The sequence below is a fragment of the Methylobacterium sp. WL12 genome (assembly GCF_008039475.1).
GTDB lineage: Bacteria > Pseudomonadota > Alphaproteobacteria > Rhizobiales > Beijerinckiaceae > Methylobacterium > Methylobacterium cerastii.
In genome coordinates this window covers 190,202-208,547 of sequence record NZ_VRUW01000001.1, presented here as the reverse complement: position 1 = coordinate 208,547, position 18,346 = coordinate 190,202, and the positions used below count along the sequence as shown (strand labels likewise).

General features: G+C 69.7%; 16 protein-coding genes. 4 read left to right on the top strand and 12 right to left on the bottom strand.

From position 1 onward, the window contains the following. Positions 1-114: 114 nt before the first annotated feature. Positions 115-903, top strand: coding sequence for a molybdopterin-synthase adenylyltransferase MoeB (gene moeB, locus FV226_RS01005; protein WP_147761437.1), 789 nt, complete (start codon positions 115-117; stop codon positions 901-903). Here moeB and FV226_RS01000 read toward each other — a convergent pair. From FV226_RS01000 to FV226_RS00965, 8 genes are all read right to left on the bottom strand, one after another. Continuing rightward, a complete protein-coding gene (locus FV226_RS01000; RefSeq protein WP_147761436.1) occupies positions 872-1,765 on the bottom strand; it encodes a DUF1186 domain-containing protein in 894 nt (297 codons plus the stop codon). The two genes, moeB and FV226_RS01000, sit on opposite strands and share 32 nt — an antisense overlap. 28 nt (positions 1,766-1,793) lie before the next feature. Beyond that, positions 1,794-4,211: a phenylalanine--tRNA ligase subunit beta gene (pheT, locus tag FV226_RS00995; protein WP_147761435.1), complete on the bottom strand. Its 2,418-nt coding sequence runs from the start codon at positions 4,209-4,211 to the stop codon at positions 1,794-1,796. Positions 4,212-4,231: 20 nt separating this feature from the next. Further along, positions 4,232-4,720 (bottom strand): hypothetical protein, encoded by a 489-nt coding sequence (locus tag FV226_RS00990; RefSeq protein ID WP_147761434.1) that lies wholly within the window; start codon positions 4,718-4,720, stop codon positions 4,232-4,234. Beyond that, entirely contained in the window at positions 4,717-5,016 is a 300-nt protein-coding gene (locus FV226_RS00985) for a hypothetical protein (RefSeq protein ID WP_147761433.1), read from the bottom strand. Before FV226_RS00985 ends, FV226_RS00990 begins: the two co-directional genes overlap by 4 nt. 18 nt (positions 5,017-5,034) lie before the next feature. Next, positions 5,035-6,117 carry a phenylalanine--tRNA ligase subunit alpha gene (pheS, locus tag FV226_RS00980; protein WP_147761432.1) on the bottom strand — a complete coding sequence of 361 codons (1,083 nt, stop codon included), beginning with the start codon at positions 6,115-6,117 and terminating at the stop codon, positions 5,035-5,037. Positions 6,118-6,253: 136 nt separating this feature from the next. Beyond that, entirely contained in the window at positions 6,254-6,634 is a 381-nt protein-coding gene (gene rplT, locus FV226_RS00975; RefSeq protein WP_147751300.1) for a 50S ribosomal protein L20, read from the bottom strand. A gap of 48 nt (positions 6,635-6,682) precedes the next feature. Next, positions 6,683-6,886 carry a 50S ribosomal protein L35 gene (gene rpmI / locus FV226_RS00970; RefSeq protein WP_018044555.1) on the bottom strand — a complete coding sequence of 68 codons (204 nt, stop codon included), beginning with the start codon at positions 6,884-6,886 and terminating at the stop codon, positions 6,683-6,685. A gap of 218 nt (positions 6,887-7,104) precedes the next feature. After that, a complete protein-coding gene (locus FV226_RS00965; RefSeq protein ID WP_246691451.1) occupies positions 7,105-9,195 on the bottom strand; it encodes a TonB-dependent siderophore receptor in 2,091 nt (696 codons plus the stop codon). 519 nt (positions 9,196-9,714) lie between these two features. On the opposite strand from FV226_RS00965, the gene FV226_RS00960 reads away from it, so the two are divergent. Next, positions 9,715-10,848: a glycosyltransferase family 4 protein gene (locus FV226_RS00960; protein WP_147761430.1), complete on the top strand. Its 1,134-nt coding sequence runs from the start codon at positions 9,715-9,717 to the stop codon at positions 10,846-10,848. 193 nt (positions 10,849-11,041) lie between these two features. Beyond that, the gene (locus tag FV226_RS00955; RefSeq protein ID WP_147761429.1) at positions 11,042-13,372 is read left to right on the top strand and encodes a glycogen debranching N-terminal domain-containing protein; all 2,331 of its coding nucleotides are present in this window, start codon (positions 11,042-11,044) and stop codon (positions 13,370-13,372) included. Here FV226_RS00955 and FV226_RS00950 read toward each other — a convergent pair. After that, a complete protein-coding gene (locus FV226_RS00950) occupies positions 13,365-13,757 on the bottom strand; it encodes a hypothetical protein (protein ID WP_147761428.1) in 393 nt (130 codons plus the stop codon). The two genes, FV226_RS00955 and FV226_RS00950, sit on opposite strands and share 8 nt — an antisense overlap. Positions 13,758-13,942: 185 nt before the next feature. Here FV226_RS00950 and dapE point away from each other — a divergent pair, with 185 nt between their 5' ends. Further along, positions 13,943-15,115 (top strand): succinyl-diaminopimelate desuccinylase, encoded by a 1,173-nt coding sequence (dapE, locus tag FV226_RS00945; RefSeq protein WP_147761462.1) that lies wholly within the window; start codon positions 13,943-13,945, stop codon positions 15,113-15,115. Between the two features lie 9 nt (positions 15,116-15,124). Here dapE and FV226_RS00940 read toward each other — a convergent pair whose 3' ends face one another. The 3 genes from FV226_RS00940 to fmt form a co-directional block, all read right to left on the bottom strand. Continuing rightward, positions 15,125-16,498: a hypothetical protein gene (locus FV226_RS00940; protein WP_147761427.1), complete on the bottom strand. Its 1,374-nt coding sequence runs from the start codon at positions 16,496-16,498 to the stop codon at positions 15,125-15,127. Between the two features lie 84 nt (positions 16,499-16,582). After that, a complete protein-coding gene (gene truA / locus FV226_RS00935; protein WP_147761426.1) occupies positions 16,583-17,362 on the bottom strand; it encodes a tRNA pseudouridine(38-40) synthase TruA in 780 nt (259 codons plus the stop codon). A gap of 49 nt (positions 17,363-17,411) precedes the next feature. After that, on the bottom strand, positions 17,412-18,341 hold the full coding sequence (gene fmt, locus FV226_RS00930; protein WP_147761425.1) for a methionyl-tRNA formyltransferase: 930 nt from the start codon (positions 18,339-18,341) through the stop codon (positions 17,412-17,414). Positions 18,342-18,346: the final 5 nt, after the last annotated feature.

Here is an 18,346-nt window from a genome sequence, read left to right as displayed (position 1 = left end):
GTCTCGCTCAGCGAGGCGGCGCTTTTCTTGTGCGAACCTACCCTGCGTTTCCGGGGCCGTGCATTCCGTGGATCCAGGCTTTCGCCGATCCGGCCCCCGGCCTATCTGCACGGGATGGCCCTGAACCCCGACGAGATCGAACGCTACGCCCGCCACCTGGTGCTGCCGGAGATCGGCGGCCCGGGGCAGGGCCGGCTGAAGGCGGCGCGGGTGCTGGTGGTCGGCGCCGGCGGGCTCGGCGCGCCGCTGATCCAATATCTCGCCGCCACCGGCATCGGCACGATCGGCATCGTCGACGACGACACGGTGTCGCTCTCCAACCTGCAGCGCCAGATCATCCACGGCACGCCGGACGTCGGGCGGCCGAAGGTCGAGAGCGCGGCTGACGCCGTCGCCCGCCTCAACCCGCACGTCGCGGTGGTCGCGCATCCGATTCGGATCGACGCCGCGTCGGCCGAGGCGCTGGCCGCCGACTACGACGTGGTCGCCGACGGCTCGGACAACTTCGCCACGCGGTACGCGGTCTCGGATGCCTGCTACCGAGCGCGCCGGCCCCTCGTCACCGCCGCGCTCGGCCGTTTCGACGGCACGCTCACCACGATCCGCGCCCACGAGACCGGGCCGGACGGCCGCCCGAACCCGACCTATCGCTGCCTCTTTCCGAACCCGCCGCCGCCCGGAACCGTCCCGCCCTGCGCCGAGGCCGGGGTGCTCGGGGCGCTCGCCGGCGTGATGGGCTCGTTGATGGCGATGGAGGTGATCCGCGCCGTGACGGATTTCGGCGAACCGCTGGTCGGCCGCCTGCTGATGGTCGACGCCCGCGCGATGCGGTTCGAGACCCTGGGCTACGCCTTTGACGAGGCGAACCCGCTCAGCGGTTCGGGATCTTCCCGAGAAGGCTGACGATCTCGCTCATGTCCCGCTGGTCCGCCTTGCCGAGGCAGCACTTCTTGAACTTCTTGCCGCTGCCGCACGGGCACGGATCGTTGCGCCCGACATCCTTGAACGGGTTGACCGCCGGCATGCCGTAGCCCTCGCGGGTCCAGGCGAGCTGAGTGATCGGGTCGTCCAAGTAGCCATGGTTCCACGGGTCGAGGCGCTCGCGGTCGTCCGGCTTGCGCTCGGCCTCGCGCAGGGTCTCCTTGAACCACGCGGCGTCGCTGAATTCGTCGGTGATGCGCTTGTCGCGCCGCGCCGCCTCGGCCCGCGGGGCGAGCTCGCGCAAGCCGAGGAAGGCGATCGCCTCCTCCCAGCCGATCCAGCCCATGCCGTCCTCGACGGCCGCCTTCGCGTCGTCGAAGCGGACCAGCAGGTCGCGCATGGCGCCGCGGTCGATCCGGCCCTCGATCGTGAGGTAGACGCAGGCGCCGAGCAGGGCCTGGCGCACGGCGTCGTCGACGGTGCTGTCGAGGACGAGCGCGAAGAGCGGGTCGGTCCGGCCGTCGAACAGGCTCGCCACCATCCGCGCGAGCGTCGTGGTGACGGCGTCGCCCAGGATCGCGTCGACGGTCTCCTCGTCCTGCTTGAGGAAGCGCAGGAGCGGTTCGAGCAGCCGCGCGTCGCGGGCGTGGGCCAGCACGTGCACACCCCAGAACAGCAGGTTCTCCTGCTCGGGCGTCAGCTCCGCGCCGGCGCCCGCCTCGGAGAGCAGGCGCAGGGTCTCGCCGGCGACGAGGTCCGGCTCTGCGAGCGCGCGCCGCAGCAGCGGCTCGGGCAGGGTCTCGGCCAGGGACAGCGCCTGACACAGGGATTCGGCGTCGGTCATGATCGGGGTCGCCTCGGTTGGGGTGGGATCAGCCGCGCAAGGTCGCGCCGGTCTTGCGGCCGACCTCGGCGACGATCCGGGCGCTCGCGGCCTCGATCTCCGCGTCGGTCAGCGTCCGCTCCACCGGCTGCAACCGCACCGCGATCGCCACCGACTTCGAGCCTTCGGGCACGCCGGCGCCTTCATACACGTCGAACACCTCGACGCCGGCGACGAGCTTGCGCTCCGCGCCCGCCGCCGCCTTGACGATCTCGCCGGCGGCGACGTCGCGGCCGACCACGAAGGCGAAGTCGCGCGACACCGGCTGGAAGTCCGAGAGCATCGCGGCGCCCTTGGTCTTGGTCGGCTTCTGCTTCGGCGCCGGGATCGCGTCGAGCACGATCTCGAAGGCCACCAGCGTGCCCTTCAGGTCGAGCGCCTTCATCACCCGGGGGTGCACCTCGCCGAAGTGGCCGACCTGGTTCTTCGGGCCGAACTGGAGCGTGCCCGAGCGGCCGGGATGCAGCCAGTCGGCGCCGGCGGCCACGACCTGGAGGCCGCCGGTCGGCACGCCCAACGCCGCGAGCATCGCCAGCGCGTCGGCCTTGGCCTGGAAGGCGTCCACGGTCGGCGCTGTGCCCTCCCAGTGCCGACCGCCGCCGGCGAGGTTCGCCGACCCCCGCCGCACGGCCGCGGCGCGGATGGTCTGACCCTCCGGCGCGTCGTCGGCGAAGCACTGCCCGACCTCGAACAGGGCCGCGTCGGGATAGCCGCGGTCGGCGTTGCGTTGCGCGGCGCGGAGCAGGCCCGGCACCAGGCTCGGGCGCATGTCGGAGAGCTCCGACGCGATCGGGTTGGCCAGGACGAGGTCGGCGCCGCCGCCGCCGAACAGCACCGCGTCGTCGTGCGGGATGAACGACCACGTCACCGCTTCCATCAGGCCGCGGCTTGCCAGCGCGCGCTTGGCGCGGCGGGTGCGCTTCTGGATCAGGGTCAGCGTCGGGCGCGTGATCCCCGCCAGCGGCGGCAGCGGCTTCGGCTCGATCCGGTCGAGGCCCGCGATGCGGATGATCTCCTCGACGAGGTCGGCGTTGCCCTCCACGTCCGGCCGCCAGGACGGCGGCACCACCTTCACCCGGTCGCCGGTGCCGGAGACCCGGAAGCCGAGGGCTTCGAGCGTCACCGTCATCTCGGCGCGGGACAGGTCGAGCCCGGCGAGGCGACGCACCTCGGACCAGGGGAAGTCGATGGCGTGGTCGCTCTCGGGCATCGCACCCGCGACCGTCGCCTCGGTCGGCGTGCCGCCGCAGAGGTCGAGGACGAGCTGCGTCGCCCGGTCGAGCCCCGTCAGCGTCGAGGCCGGGTCGACGCCGCGTTCGAAGCGGTAGCGGGCGTCGGTGATGACGCCGAGGCGCCGGCCGGTCTGCGCGATGTTGGCCGGATTCCACAGGGCCGATTCGATCAGCACGTCCGTGGTCGCGGCGTCGCAGCCCGAGGCCGCCCCGCCGACGATGCCGGCGACCGACTCGACGCCGTCGTCGTCGGCGATGACGACCATATCGCCGCCGAGCGCGTGGTCGCGCCCGTCGAGGCCCTTCAGGGTCTCGCCGGCGCGGGCGAGCCGGACGACGACGTCGCCCGCGACCTTCGCGGCGTCGAACACGTGCAGCGGCCGGCCGCGGTCGAAGGTCATGTAGTTGGTGATGTCCACGAGCGCGTTGATCGGGCGCAGCCCGATCGCCCGCAGCCGCGCCTGCATCCAGTCCGGCGATGCACCGTTGGTCACGCCGCGCACGAAGCGCAGCGCGAAGTGCGGGGCGAGGCCGCTCGCCGCCGGCACGTCGAGCGACACCGCGACGGGGCAGGGGCCTTCGCCCAGGATCTGCGGCTCGGCCGAAGATTTCAGGGCGCCGATTCCGGTGGCGGCGAGGTCGCGCGCGATCCCGAGCACCGAGGCGCAATCCGGGCGATTGGGGGTCAGGTTGATCTCGATGACCGGGTCGTCGAGCCCGGCCCAGAGGGCGTAGGGCGTGCCGACCGGCGCGTCCTGGGCCAAGTCGAGGATGCCGTCGTGGTCGTCGCCCAAGCCGAGTTCGGCCCCCGAGCATAGCATGCCGCGGCTCTCGACGCCGCGGATGTTGCCGACGGACAGGGTGATGTCCTTGCCCGGCACGTAGGTGCCGGGCGGCGCGAACACGCTCAGCATGCCCGCCCGCGCGTTCGGCGCGCCGCAGACCACCTGGAGCGGCTTTCCGTCCCCGGCGTCGACGCTGCAGACCCGGAGCCGGTCGGCGTTGGGATGCGGCTCGGCGCTGAGCACCTTGGCGATCACGTAGGGCTTGAGCGCGGCGGCCTTGTCCTCGACGCCCTCGACCTCGAGCCCGATCCGGGTGAGCGTCTCGGCGATCACGTCGAGGGACGCCTCGGTGTCGAGGTGGTCCTTGAGCCAGGAGAGGGTGAATTTCATGGGATTCGAGACGCTTCGGTTCAGGCGGCGCGCTGTCGCGCGATCGGAAGGATGGCGAGTTGCAGACGCTTGGGCGCTTCGAGGCCGCTCGACAGAGAAACGGCTTCCTGCGCATCCGCAACGAGCGTCAACGTCTGGGTTCGGCTGAAAAGGGGTGAGGGAGGAGCGTAATCGGCGGCATGACGCTGCTCCTGCAGGCTGCCGAACAGGAAGGCGACGCGTTCGATCCGCTCGTCGATCTGTCGGGCTTCCCGGCTTCGCAGCTTCTTGAGAACGGGTCCATGATCGAGCGAGCGATAGATCGGCGCCAGGATCGACGCCTTGCTCCATCCGACGAGGGCGTCGGAAAAGGTCGCGCACGGGGCGTGGAACACGGCGTCATACGCGCCGCTCACGGCACGCCGCATGCAGGCCTGCCGGAACGTCGGCTGCCCGGGACTCGCGGCGAGCAGTTCGGCCGTCGCGATCAGGTCGGCGACGAGGGGCCCTGGTATCCGGCGAGGCTTCATTCCGCGGCCTGGACGTCGTCCGAATACGGGGGCGGATCGTCAGGGAACGCGTAGATCAGATACGGGAAACGGTGTTCGCCGGCGGCTTCCAGAGCGTGCCCGAGTGCGACCATGGCTTCGCCGGTCACGCCGCCGCCCGTGACGCCTGCGCCGGGCTTGAAGCGCACCGTGATGAAGAGCGCATCCTCGCCTGCGGAGTTGGGACGTGCCTCGACGTGCGCTGCATCGAAACCCGCACCGTGCAACGACGCGCCGAGGACGCGCTGTGCGATCGTCTGGACCTCGAACTCGGTCATCGAAACCTCCCGAGACGTTTACCCCGTCAGCCCGCCGATCAAGCTCGGCACGTCGAGCGGGCGGAAGCCGTAATGCTCGATCCAGCGGATGTCGGCCTCGAAGAACGGCCGCAGGTCCGGCATGCCGTACTTGAGCATGGCGATGCGGTCGATGCCGACGCCGAAGGCGAAGCCCTGGAACTCGTTCGGATCGAGCCCGCAATTGGTCAGCACGTTCGGGTGCACCATGCCGCAACCGAGGATCTCGAGCCAGTCCGTGCCCTCGCCGAAACGGATCTCGCCGCCCTTGCGCGAGCACTGGATGTCGACCTCGGCCGAGGGCTCGGTGAAAGGGAAGAACGAGGGCCGGAAGCGCATCTTCACGGCGTCGACCTCGAAGAACGCCTTGCAGAACTCTTCCAGGACCCATTTCAGGTTGGCGATGTTGGCCGCCTTGTCGATCACCAGCCCCTCGACCTGATGGAACATCGGCGTGTGGGTCTGGTCGGAATCGTGCCGGTAGGTCCGGCCCGGGATGATCACCCGGATCGGCGGCTTTTGCGCCCGCATGGTGCGGATCTGGACCGGCGAGGTGTGCGTGCGCAGCACCTTGCGCTTCCCTTCCGCGTCGGGCGCGAGGAAGAAGGTGTCGTGCATCTCGCGCGCTGGGTGGCCCGGCGGGAAGTTCAGCGCGGTGAAGTTCAGCTCGTCGGTCTCGATGTCCGGGCCTTCGGCGACCGAGAACCCCATGTCGGCGAAGATCGCGGTGATCTCGTCGATGACCTGGCTGATCGGGTGGATGCGCCCGCGCGCTTCCGGCGCCTCGCGCAGGGGCAGCGTCACGTCGATGCGCTCGGCCGCGAGCCGGGTTTCGAGGGCCGCCTCGGCCAGCGCCTCGCGGCGCTGCGCGATCGCGCCCTGCACCCGGTCGCGCAGGCCGTTGATCAGGGGGCCGCGCGCCTTGCGCTCCTCGGGGCTCATGGCGCCCAGCGTCTTCAAGAGCTCGGAAACACTGCCCTTCTTGCCGAGCGCCGCGACGCGCACGGCCTCGAGCGACGCCTCGTCGGCTGCGGACGCGACCTGGGCAAGCAGGTCGCCTTCGAGGGTGTCGAGATCGGTCATCGCGGTCCCATCGCGTGCGGGTCGCCGCCCGGCGCAGCGGCGCGGGCTGGCGGACAAGGGGTCTGCGAACATGACGAAGGCGCGGCGCCCCCGAGGGAGCCCCGCGCCTTTCGCCGGTTCGTCGCTCGGATGGGGCTCAGGCCGCCTTGGCGGGCTGCGCGGCCGGCAGCGCGGCCTTGGCCTTCTCGACCACGACGGCGAAGCTCGCCGGCTCGTGGATCGCGAGGTCGGACAGCGCCTTGCGGTCGACGACGATGCCGGACTTCGCCAGGCCGTCGATGAAGCGCGAATAGGTCAGGCCGTGCTCGCGGACGGCGGCGTTCAGGCGCTGGATCCAGAGGGCGCGGAACGTACGCTTCTTGTTCTTACGATCGCGGTAGGCATACTGCATGCCCTTCTCGACCGCCTGCTTGGCGATGCGGATCGTATTCTTGCGCCGGCCGTAATAGCCACGGGCGGCCTTGAGGACTTTCTTGTGCTTGGCGTGACTGGTCACGCCGCGTTTGACGCGGGCCATGTTGTATCTCCTGGATCGAAAAAAGCAGTCTCGGCGGTCGTGAAGCGCTTACCGGCTGTTGGGCAGGAAGTACTTCTTCACGTTGGCGGCATCGCCCTCGAATAGGGTGGTGGTGCCGCGCAGGTTGCGGATCTGCTTCGTCGTCCGCTTGATCATCCCGTGGCGCTTACCGGCCTGGGCGTACATGACCTTGCCGGTCCCGGTGATCTTGAAGCGCTTCTTGGCGCCCGATTTGGTCTTCAGCTTGGGCATTTGGCTCTCCGCTGCGCGAAACCCCTGCCGTCCGACGATGGCCGGAGGGGTGCGCTCGATGGATGCTTCTGGTGGAGCAGCATGAACCGCCACGGCAGCCCTAACCGGCCGGGCGGTTCCACGCGGGGCGGCTTATGGCAGAAACCGCGCTCCGCTTCAATGCCTTCGCGGATGCCCGATCGATCCCGACGTTCCCGCCGGAGCGTCCGGAGGCCGGGTCACAGCTTGGCGGTAATGGTGGCGAGCACGGAGAGCGGCGCGCCGGGTGCGTTGTTGAACTGGTTGAACGGCTGCTCGATGTAGCGCCGGTCGGTGAGGTTGCGCGCGTTCAGCGAGAAGCGGCCGTGCTCGTCGAAATCGTAGAACAACGCCGCGTCCAGGTGCGCATAGCCGCCGACGGAGTAGCTGTTGTTCAGGTCGCCCGTGCGCCGCCCGACATAGGTGATGCCGCCGCCGACGGTCCAGCCGCGCAGGAAGCCGTCCTGGAACTGGTAGGTCGACCACAGGCTGGTGCTGAAGCTCGGCACGCCGACGAGGCGGTTGCCCACCGTGAAGGTCGTGTCCTTGGTGATCCGCGCGTCGAGCTGCCCGATGCTGCCGATGACCTTCCAGCCGGGCAGGATCTGGCCGGCCAGGTCCGCTTCGACGCCCTGCGAGCGCTGCTCGCCGGTGATCACCGAGAAGCCGGTGTTGGCCGGGTCGGTGGCGGCGACGTTCTGGCGGGTGATGCGGAAGGCGGCCGCGCTCAGGGTCAGGTCCGGCGTGAGGTCGAGGCGGCTTCCGACCTCGATCTGGTCGCCGGTCTCGGGGGCCGGGTTCGAGACGTTGAGGACGTTGGCGGTCTGCGGTTTGAACGAGGTCGTGTAGCTCGCATACAGCGTCAGCGGATCGAACGGCCGGTAGACGAGGCCGACGCGCGGCGAGGTTCCCGACAGCTCCTGGTCCGGCGGCACCGCGCGCGAGGTCGGCGTCCGATTGAAGTAGAACTGCGTTCCGGTGTCGTAGCGGACGCCGAGCAGCAGCTGCAGGCCGTAGCCGAGGTCGACCTGGTCCTGCACGTAGAGGCCGTAGAGGTCGTTGTTCTGCCGGAGGTCGCCCTGCAAGGTCGTGCCGACGACGGCCGAGCCGAAGGTCGGGTTGAGGAAGCCGACCGACGGGTAGCCGGTGCTCTGCGTCGTGTAGGAATGGCGATAGCCGTTGGTATACTCGAACCCGACGAGCACGGTGTTGCGCAGGCCGAACAGGTCGAACTTCGCGACCATCTCGGTCTGGCTGTCGATCGAGGCGTAGGCCGAGCGCACGGCGGTCTCCCGGCGTGCCACGATGCTGTTGTTGTTTGTCAGGCCGGTCGCGCGGGTCGCGATCAGGTCGAAGGCGCCGCCCTGGGCGCTGAAGACCTCGCGCAGGGTGACGTTCTCGTTCACGTCGTGCTCGATGCGGAGCAGACCGAAATTCGCCGTGCCGTTGTAGCGGCTGAAGGGCTCGCCGTAGTACCGGCCGATGTCGTCGAGGGGCACGCGCCCGTTCCGGGCGATCAGGCCCTCGTCGTATTGGGTGTCGGTGCGGGTGAACTCGCCGAGGAACGACACGCGGGTGTCGGGCGACGGGTTCCAGGTGAAGGCCGGCGCCACGAAGGTGCGGGAATTGTCCCGACCGCCGTAGTTGCGGAAGGTCGGGTCGGACTGCCCGGCGAAGCTGATGCGGGCCGCCAGGCCCTCGACGCTCGGGATCGGGCTCGACACCGAGCCCTGCACGCGGCGGAAGCCGAAGCTGCCGCCCTGGATGCTGAGGTCGCCCGAGGGCACCAGGGTCGGCTGGCGGGTGACGACGTTGATCAGGCCCCCCGGCTCGCCGCGGCCGTAGAGCACGGAGGCCGGCCCCTTCAGAACCTCGATGCGCTCCACGTCGGCGAGGTCGCGCTGGACGGTGTGGAAGTTGCTCGCCTGGTTCAGCAGGACGCCGTCGATCGCGTAGGTCTGGGTGGCGAAGCCGCGGATGATGAAGGTCTCGCTGCGGCCCTGCAGGGTGCCGCCCGGCTGCACGTTGCTGACGTTCTGCAACGCGTCGGCGAGGCGGACGTCCTGCTGGTCCACCAGCACGTCGCGCGGCACCACCTGGATCGATTGCGGCGTGTCCCGCAACGCCGTGTCGGTGCGGGTGGCGGTGGCCGAGCGTGCGGCGCGATAGCCGGCGACCGGGCCGCCGGCCCGCTCGGCGCTGACGCCGGTGACGCTCAGCTCCGACAGGACGACCTCGTCCGCCGCCGGGGCGGTCTGCGCCTCGGCCGCGGAGGCGAGGCCGGCCGTCAGCGAGACCACCGAGGCCAGCAAGCAACCGGTGGTCTCAGCGCGTCGTCGTCTCGTATCTCCGCCGTCCCAGACCATCGTTCTCGCTCGCGCTCATAGTGTCGGAGGCGATCGGCCCCGCTCGATCCCTTGGCGGATCATGGGCGGTACTTGCAATGATCGGACGAAATAAAGCGACGTATAAGCAAGATCCTTCGCGATGCGTCGCCCAAAGGGCACAACATCGATTTGGAATACTTCAAAACTATGATTTTACGATCTTGGTTTCCGCAAATGGCTCGGCTCGGTGTTTTCGGCCGACTTCGGCACCGTACAGGCTGTTCGCGCCGCCGGGTTCGCGTCGGGTCCGCGTCGGGTCCGAAGGGGCTTCGAGGATACCGGGGACAAGTCGCGGCGACGCCGACAGAGAGCTGCCTTCGCACCGCACAAGGAACCATAACCTTGGCCGTGGGTTTCGTTCATGTCCCACTCAGCCCGGGTCGGGTTAGATCCCCGAAACGCTGGCTACTCAGGAGACCTTTCGTGCGCATTGCCCAGATCGCCCCGCTCTCGGAAGCCGTACCGCCGAAGTTCTACGGCGGCACCGAGCGCGTCGTCAGCTGGATCACCGAAGAGTTGGTCCGCCAGGGCCACGACGTCACCCTGTTCGCGAGCGGCGATTCCGAGACCTCGGCCAAGCTCGCGGCCTGCACGCCCGAGGGTCTGCGCCTGCTCGGCTACCGCGACCACACCGCGAGCCACCTCGCGATGCTGCATCAGGTCCATCGCCGGGCGCACGAGTTCGATATCCTGCACTTCCACATCGACCTGCTTCAGTACCCGATGTTCGAGGACCTGAACCACAAGTGCATCACCACGATGCACGGTCGCCTCGACGTGCCGGACTTCATGCCGGTCTACAAGACTTTCACCGGGATGCCGCTGGTGTCGATCTCCGACAACCAGCGCGAGCCGATGCCGCCGAACGTCAACTGGCTGTCGACGATCCATCACGGCCTCCCGGCCCAGAACTGCCCCTATTCGCCGGAGGCCAAGGGCGGCTACCTCGCCTTCCTCGGCCGCATCTCCCCCGAGAAGCGCCCCGACCGCGCGATCGAGATGGCGATCCGCTCCGGCACGCCGCTGAAGATCGCCGCCAAGGTCGACAAGGCCGACCAGAAGTACTGGGACGAGGTCATCGAGCCGATGACCCACCACCCGCTGGTCGAGTACATCGGCGAGATCAACGAGGATCAGAAGAAGGAATTCCTCGGCAACGCCCTGGCGCTGGCCTTCCCGATCGACTGGCCGGAGCCCTTCGGCCTCGTCATGATCGAGGCGATGTCGGCCGGCACCCCGGTGATCGCCTTCCGCAACGGCTCCGTGCCGGAGGTCATCGCCGACGGCGTCAGCGGCGTCCTGTGCGAGACCATGGACGACGCGGTCGCCGCGGTCGCCAAGGTCAAGACCATGAGCCGCGCCGGCGTGCGCCGCCACTTCGAGACCGCCTTCACCGCCGAGTGCATGGTCAAGAAGTACGTCGCCGCCTACGAGCAGCTGCTTTCCGCCCGCGATTCGGTCATCGCGCTGCCGGGCGCCGCGTCCTTCGCCCCGCATTACGGCGAGATGAACGGCTCGGCCCGTCCGGCGATCTCCATCGCCGCGATGCCGGCCTGATCCCACACCTCCGGCATCCGGCTTGCTTCGGGCTGGATGCGGATGAGCTGACCGACGCGGACGAGGGTTTTCTCCGTCGGCTTGGCGTCGTACAAACGGCTCAATCAGACGGTCACCAGGGCCGCCGCATCGCAAATTCGCGATCCGGCGGCCCTTTCGATTCGCACTCCTGGATGCGCGGAGCAGGTCACGCATGGCGGACACGACGACGGCAAAGGCGCAGCTCGGCGGCGACGGATCGCGGACGGTCGCGCACGGCTTCCAGGATGCCGACGAGGTGCTGCCGCAGTACCATATCGAGGCGCAGACCTCCCTGGTCGACCGGCCGCTGCGCTCGCTGAAGTTCGGCGAGGCCTTCGCGGTGCTCGATTCCTTCGGCGACATCGGCGTGCAGCCGGGGCCGGAGGGGCTGTACTTCCAGGACACGCGCTACCTCTCGCGCCTGCACTTCACCATCGAGGGCCAGCGCCCGCTGATGCTGTCCTCGGTGATGCAGGACGACAACGGCGCGCTCTCCGTCGACATGACGACGCCGGACATCCGCCTCGACGGCGGCGACGAGATCACGCTGCCGCGCGAGATCATCGCCATCGAGCGCACCAAGTTCCTGTTCCGCGGCGCCTGCTACGACCGGATCGGCCTGCGCTCCTACGATTCGCGCCACCGGACGCTCCGGATCGAGGTGACGTTCGACGCCGACTACCGCGACCTGTTCGAGGTCCGCGGTACGGCCCGCACCAGCCGCGGCAAGCGCGCCGTGCAGGTCGCGAGCGAGCACGAGGTCCAGTTCCGCTACGTCGGCCTCGACGAGATCGTCCGCACCACCGCCCTGCATTTCGGGCCGAAGCCCAAGCTGCTCGAGCCCGGCCGCGCGGTGTTCGAGGTGACGCTCGCCCCCGAGGGCCGCGCCTCGCTGTTCGTCCGCGTGGTCTGCGAGGCGCACCGCGCCTTCACCAGCGCGCCCTCCGTCGAGAAGACCGGCGAGGACGCCGCCGCCGCGCTCTCGCTGGCCTCTGGCAGCACCGCGGTGAAGCCGCCGAAGGGCCTTTACGAGGGCATGGTCTTCGCCCGCGCCTACCGCGACGCGCGCCGGGACCTGCGCGAGCTGACCGCCGGCATCACTACGATCATCTCGTCGAACGACCAGTTCAACGAGGCCGCCTGCCGCGCCACCGCCGACCTTTACATGCTGGCCAGCCGCACGCCGGAGGGCATCTACCCGTTCGCCGGCATCCCCTGGTACTCCACGGTGTTCGGGCGCGACGGCATCATCACCGCGATGATGGCGCTGTGGATCGACCCGAAATTCGCCAAGGGCGTGCTGCGCTACCTCGCGGTGACGCAGGCCAAGGCGGTGGACCCGGCCGCCGACGCGCAGCCGGGCAAGGTGCTGCACGAGACCCGCCGCGGCGAGATGGCGATGCTCGGCGAGGTGCCGTTCCGGCACTATTACGGCACCATTGACGGCACGCCGCTCTTCGTGATGCTGGCCTCAGAATACTACGCCGTCACCGGCGACCGCGAGACGATCACCCGGATCTGGCCGGCGCTCGAGCTCGCGCTCGCCTGGATGAACGATTACGGCGACCGGGACGGCGACGGCTTCGTCGAATACGCCCGCGACACCGACAAGGGGCTCGAGAACCAGGGCTGGAAGGACAGCCACGATTCGATCTTCCACGACGACGGCCACCTCGCCAAGGGTCCGATCGCGCTGTGCGAAGTCCAGGGATACGTCTACGCCGCCAAGAACGGCATGGCCAAGCTCGCGGCGATGCTCGGCCACGACGCGATGGCCGAGACCTTGACCCTGGAGGCGGACGCCCTGAGGGATGCGTTCGACGCCGCGTTCTGGAACGAAGAGATCGGCACCTACGCCCTGGCGCTCGACGGCGAGAAGCGGCAATGCGCCGTGCGCTCGTCGAATGCGGGTCACGCCCTGTTCACCGGCATCGCCAAGCCCGAGCGGGCGGCGCAGGTGGCGGCGACGCTGCTGTCCAAGGACGGCTTCAACGGCTGGGGCGTGCGCACGATCGCCCGCGGCGAGGCGCGCTACAACCCGATGTCGTACCACAACGGCTCGATCTGGCCGCACGACAACGCGATCATCGCCATGGGGCTCGCGCGCTACGACCTCAAGCACGAGGCCGCGCGCATCTTCCAGGGCATGTTCGAGACCGCATTGTACCAGGACCAGAAGCGGCTGCCGGAACTGTTCTGCGGCTTCATGCGTCGGCGCCAGCGCGGGCCGGTTTCCTATCCGGTGGCGTGCAGCCCGCAGGCCTGGGCGGCGGCGGCGCCGTTCGCGTTCCTCTCGGCCTGCCTCGGCCTGGAGCTCGACCACGCCCGCAACCGCGTCCGCCTGCGCAACCCGATCCTGCCGGCGTTCCTCGACGGCGTCTCGCTCTACAACGTGCGGCTGGGCGAATCGCGGGTGGATCTCCGCTTCCACCGCCACGGCGACGACGTCACCGTCAGCGTGATGCGCCGCGTCGGCGACGCGCAGGTGGTGGTCCTCAAGTAGCTGCGCCGGGCATCTCGGGTGCAGGCATCTCGGGTGCAGGCATGTCGGCGTCGGATGTGTCGGCGTCGGGCTTGGCGACAGCCAGCACGACGCCGGCGAAGTCGCCGCGCTGCCATTGGCGCGCGACTGCGTAGGCGACGGCCTGCCCCGGGATCGCGAGCGTGACCTCGGCGGGCAGCCGGTGGCGGCGCGAGATCGCGAGCTTCGCGCCCGTCGCCGACATGTCGCGGATCACGCAAGGATGGGTCGCCCCGTCGGGGCAGACGATCGTGGCCGGCATCATCACCGCGTTGCGGCGGCCGCCGGAACGCTTCTCCGACGGCGCGGGCACGAGGCTGAGATGGCTGCCGGCCTTGGCCGGCTCGGACCCCGCCTTCGCATCCATGCCTCGGTGCTCCCTTCGCGTGCGCGACCCGTCGGGCGGCTTTTGTCCCGGCCCCATGTTGTCGTAAGCTTCGTTTCTCAAGAAGGGTTGAAGATGCAGGCTCCGCGCTCCGGGACTACGTCGTCTTGCGCGAGCAGGCCGACCTGCCCGACCATCCCCGGGCCTCCGGTCGTCGGGCGCCCGGCGTGAGCGTGCAAGCGAGCCCCCTCGATCTGGCGCAGGCGCTGCTCCGCTGCCCCTCGGTGACCCCCGAGGAGGGCGGCGCCCTGGCCCTGCTCGACCGGGTCCTCACCGAGGCCGGGTTCTCCGTCGCGCGTCCGGTCTTCTCCGAGCCCGGCACGCCCGACGTCGAGAACCTCTACGCCCGGATCGGATCGGGCGGCCCGTGCCTGCTGTTCGCCGGCCATACCGACGTGGTGCCGCCCGGCGACGCGGCGGCGTGGCGGAGCGGACCGTTCGACGGTGCGATGGCCGACGGCATCCTCTACGGGCGCGGCGCCGTCGACATGAAGGGCGGCATCGCCTGCATGCTCGCCGCCGCCCTGCGCTTCCTGCAGGCGCGCGGCCCGAATTTTTCCGGGTCGATCGCGTTCCTCGTCACGGGCGACGAGGAGGGGCCGGCGGTCAACGGGACCGTCAAGCTCCTCGATTGGGCGAAGGCCCGGGGCGAGCGCTTCGACCATTGCCTGCTCGGCGAGCCGACGAACCCGAGCACGCTCGGCGAAATGATCAAGATCGGGCGGCGCGGATCGCTCACGGGCAAGCTCACGGTCCACGGCCGGCAGGGCCACGTCGCCTACCCGCACCGGGCCGAGAACCCGATCCCGGGGATGCTGCGCCTCGCCTCGGCGCTCGCCGCCGACCCGCTCGACGGCGGCACCGCGCATTTCGACGCCTCGAACCTCGAATTCACGACGATCGACGTCGGCAACAAAGCCACCAACGTCATCCCGGCGGATGCGCGGGCGGTGTTCAACATCCGCTTCAACGAGGGCTGGGATGCCGAGACGCTCGGCGCCGAGATCCGCCGCCGCCTCGATGCGGCCGCCGGCAACGCCGTCCGCTACACCCTCGACCTCGCGCCCTCGAATTCCCCGGCCTTCCTCACGCGGCCCGACGCCTTCGTCGACCTGGTCTCGGACGCGATCGCGGCCGAGACGGGCCTGCGCCCGACGCTCTCCACGACGGGCGGCACCTCGGACGCGCGCTTCATCAAGGACGCCTGCCCGGTGATCGAGTTCGGCCTCGTCGGCGAGACGATGCACCAGGTCGACGAGTGCGTGCCGGTGGCCGACCTGGAACGGTTGACGGCGATCTACGTGCGGATGCTCGACGCCTACTTCCCAACCGGCGCCTGAGGAAGAGGCTCAGGCGCGCTCGCCCCGAATCCCGCGGCAAATCCAGCCCTTGCGCGACCGATTCCGGCACAGCACCCGGTAGCCGCCGCCGCGGAAGCGGCGGCTCTTCGAGCCGAGCCGGTCGCCGACGGCGATGTAGATCTGTCGCAGGCGCTGCACATGCGGGTCGTCGAGGCGCAACTCGATGCTCGCGCGGACGAGGGCGGCGGTGGCGGCGCGATCCTTCGGGTCGAGGGGCACCAGCGCCTCGCCGAGGATGATGCGCCCGACCTCCAGCAGAAGCGCGTCCTTGGACGGGTCCTTACCGGCGGCGAGCCGTTCGAGGTCGAACAGCGTCCGCACGCCGAGCGGCCACAGCCGCACGATCTTGTCCCGCCCGACGGAGCAGCAGAGCTGCGCCTGCGCGACCCAATCCATGATCTGGTAGACGCCGTAAGGTGTCTCGACGAACAGCATCAGGGGGTTGGCCGCAGCGAGGTTCTGCGTCGAGTGGATGTGGTGGTCGTCGAGCCGGACCCGGATCTCGCTGTCGATGCCGTCGACGATCTCGACCGGGGTGATCTTGAACGCCCGGAAGACCTCTTCTTCCTCGCGCTTGAAGTTCTTCAACTGGTCGCGCTGGATGATGCTGCGCAGGACGACCTCCGGCATGACGCCGGCGACGAAGCAGGCGGTGATGGCCGCGGCCGCCGTCACCGCGGGCGAGACCGGCACCACCAGCGTCACGAGCTGGCTTCCGAACCAGATGATCGAGGTGGAGACGATCGGCCCGAGGACGAAGCTGATGAGGATCTTGTTGGTCTCGTTGGCGATCATGCCTGGGCTGAGGTCGAAGTTCTTGATCGCGCGGTACAGGCTGCGCAAAGCCGTGATGTAGCTGCCGGCGAAGGCTGCGCAGATGCCGAGCAGCCAGACCATGCCGACGCCCGTCGGCGTCGGGTAGCTGAAGCCGCCCCAGCGCAGGCCGCTCGGCTCGGTCATATGCTCGGCGAGCACCGATAGGAGCAGGGACAGGCCGTAGAAGGTCGAGGTCGCCGCGAGGATTCCGAATGGGGCGGAGCCGATGATCCACGCGATCACCGAATAGTCCTCGCGCTTGCCGCGGGTCTCTTCCGCCCAGACCGTGCTCCGCTCGCCCTCCGCCCGGCCGGCCGCCGGGTCCCGGCTTCGGCGGGCGCCGACGAAGTACTTGTATTTCACGAACTCGAATGACGGAATCAGGTTGGTCCCGGCCGGGTCACCGATGTCGAACACGGTCGCGAGGTCGGTGATGATCTCCTGGCGGTGCTTCTTGATCGATTCCCGCACGGCGATGAAGATCAGCGGCGAGAAGAACGCGAAGCACGTCGCCAGATAGACGATGATCTGAAACGGGCCTTCCATGGTCGTCGCCCCCCCGGGTGCGCAAACAGCGCCCTCCACTTGCCGGGGGATCATCGCTCTTCGTGCTAGAAAAGCAATCTCAGATTAATTAAATGCGAAATCGTTAATCTCAGGTCGATAATCGACGCCGACGAAGCACAGCCCATGGGCGGGGGCCATCGGGCCGCAGCGGCTGCGGTCGCGGGAGGCGAGGATGTCTGCGACGCCGGCCGCGTCGAGGCGGCCGCCGCCGGCGAGCATCAGCGTGCCGACCATGCTGCGGACCTGATGGTGCAGGAACGAGCGCGCGTCGGTCTCGACCACGATCTCCTCCATTGACCCCATCGGCCGGCGGGTCACGTCGAGGCGGTCGAGGGTGCGCATCGGGCTGTTGGCCTGGCACTCGGCGGCGCGGAAGGCGGTGAAGTCGTGCAGGCCGAGGAGGCTCTGCCCGGCCGCGTGCATCGCCGCCGCATCGAGCGGCCAGGGCACGTGCCAGACCTGGCCGCGGGTGAAGGTCGGCGGGCTGCGCCGGTCGAGGATGCGGTAGCGATAGTGCCGGCGGATCGCCCAGTGCCGGGCGTTGAACGCCGGGTCGACGACCTCTGCCGAGAGAATCGAGACCGGGACCCGCTTCAGGTGCGCGTTCAGCGCGTCGCGCACCACGTCCGTCCGCCAATCCTTGGACAGGTCGAGATGGGCGACCTGATGCGTCGCGTGCACCCCGGAATCGGTGCGCCCGGCGCAGGTCAGCCCCTGCGTCTCGCCCGAGAACCGCGTCACCGCCGCCTCGATCGCGCCCTGCACGCTCGGATCCGCGGCCTGCCGCTGCCAGCCGCGAAACGGCGCGCCGTCGTACTCGATGACGAGCTTGTAGCGCGGCATCAGGCGGCCGGTTCGGTGCGGCGAGGGGCGGCGCCCTCCACGATCCCGGTCATACCAGGCGCGCCCCGGCTTCGAGCCGCGCGCCCCGCATGAACTCCGCGCCGCTCGCGGTGCCGCCCTTGCCGGCGCGGCGGAGTTCGAGAAGCCGCACGGCGCCCGAGCCGCAGGCGACCGTGCCCTCGGAGTCGAGCAGCGTCCCGGCGGCGGCGGAGCCGGGGGCGACCACGGCCCGCAGCACCTTCACCCGCTCCGCGCCCTTGCCGAGGTCGGCCTCGAAGAAGGCGCCGGGAAACGGGCTGAGACCGTTCACATGCGCCGCGACCGCCGCGGCATCCTGCGCCCAGTCGATCCGCGCCTCGTCGTTGCTGATCTTGCGGGCGTAGAGCACGCCGACCTCGTCCTGCGGCCGGAAGGTCAGGGTCCCGGCCTCGAGCGCCCGCAGAGCCCGCGCCATCAGGTCGGCGCCGAGCGGCATCAGGGCGTCGTGCAGGTCGCCGGTGGTCATGCCGGGCCGGATCGGGATGCGGTCTTCCAGCGCCACCGGCCCGGTGTCGAGCCCGGCTTCCATCCGCATCACGCCGACGCCGCTCGTCGCGTCACCCGCCATTACCGCGCGGTGGATCGGCGCCGCCCCGCGCCAGCGCGGCAGCAGCGAGCCGTGCAGGTTGAGGCAGCCGTGGCGCGGGATGTCGAGGATCGCCTGCGGCAGCAGCATGCCGTAGGCGACGACGACGGCGACGTCGGCGCGATGCGCGGAGAAGGTCTCGGCGGCCTCTCGGTCCTTCAGGGTCGAGGGCGTCAGCACCGGAAGCCCGAGCCGGTCCGCCAGCGCGTGGACGGGGGAGGGGCGGAGCGCCATGCCGCGCCCGGCCTTGGCAGGCGCGCGGGTGTAGACCGCCGCGATCGAATGGCCGTCCTCGGCCAGCCGCGCGAGCGTCGGCACCGCGAAGTCCGGGGTGCCCATAAAGACGACGCGCATGGTTG

Bases quoted from the DNA above. Each gene is read 5' to 3' on its own strand.
- moeB (WP_147761437.1), top strand. From the start codon at position 115: ATGGCCCTGAACCCCGACGAGATCGAACGCTACGCCCGCCACCTGGTG.
- FV226_RS01000 (WP_147761436.1), bottom strand. From the start codon at position 1,765: ATGACCGACGCCGAATCCCTGTGTCAGGCGCTGTCCCTGGCCGAGACC.
- pheT (WP_147761435.1), bottom strand. From the start codon at position 4,211: ATGAAATTCACCCTCTCCTGGCTCAAGGACCACCTCGACACCGAGGCG.
- FV226_RS00990 (WP_147761434.1), bottom strand. From the start codon at position 4,720: ATGAAGCCTCGCCGGATACCAGGGCCCCTCGTCGCCGACCTGATCGCG.
- FV226_RS00985 (WP_147761433.1), bottom strand. From the start codon at position 5,016: ATGACCGAGTTCGAGGTCCAGACGATCGCACAGCGCGTCCTCGGCGCG.
- pheS (WP_147761432.1), bottom strand. From the start codon at position 6,117: ATGACCGATCTCGACACCCTCGAAGGCGACCTGCTTGCCCAGGTCGCG.
- rplT (WP_147751300.1), bottom strand. From the start codon at position 6,634: ATGGCCCGCGTCAAACGCGGCGTGACCAGTCACGCCAAGCACAAGAAA.
- rpmI (WP_018044555.1), bottom strand. From the start codon at position 6,886: ATGCCCAAGCTGAAGACCAAATCGGGCGCCAAGAAGCGCTTCAAGATC.
- FV226_RS00955 (WP_147761429.1), top strand. From the start codon at position 11,042: ATGGCGGACACGACGACGGCAAAGGCGCAGCTCGGCGGCGACGGATCG.
- FV226_RS00950 (WP_147761428.1), bottom strand. From the start codon at position 13,757: ATGGATGCGAAGGCGGGGTCCGAGCCGGCCAAGGCCGGCAGCCATCTC.
- FV226_RS00940 (WP_147761427.1), bottom strand. From the start codon at position 16,498: ATGGAAGGCCCGTTTCAGATCATCGTCTATCTGGCGACGTGCTTCGCG.
- truA (WP_147761426.1), bottom strand. From the start codon at position 17,362: ATGCCGCGCTACAAGCTCGTCATCGAGTACGACGGCGCGCCGTTTCGC.
- fmt (WP_147761425.1), bottom strand. From the start codon at position 18,341: ATGCGCGTCGTCTTTATGGGCACCCCGGACTTCGCGGTGCCGACGCTC.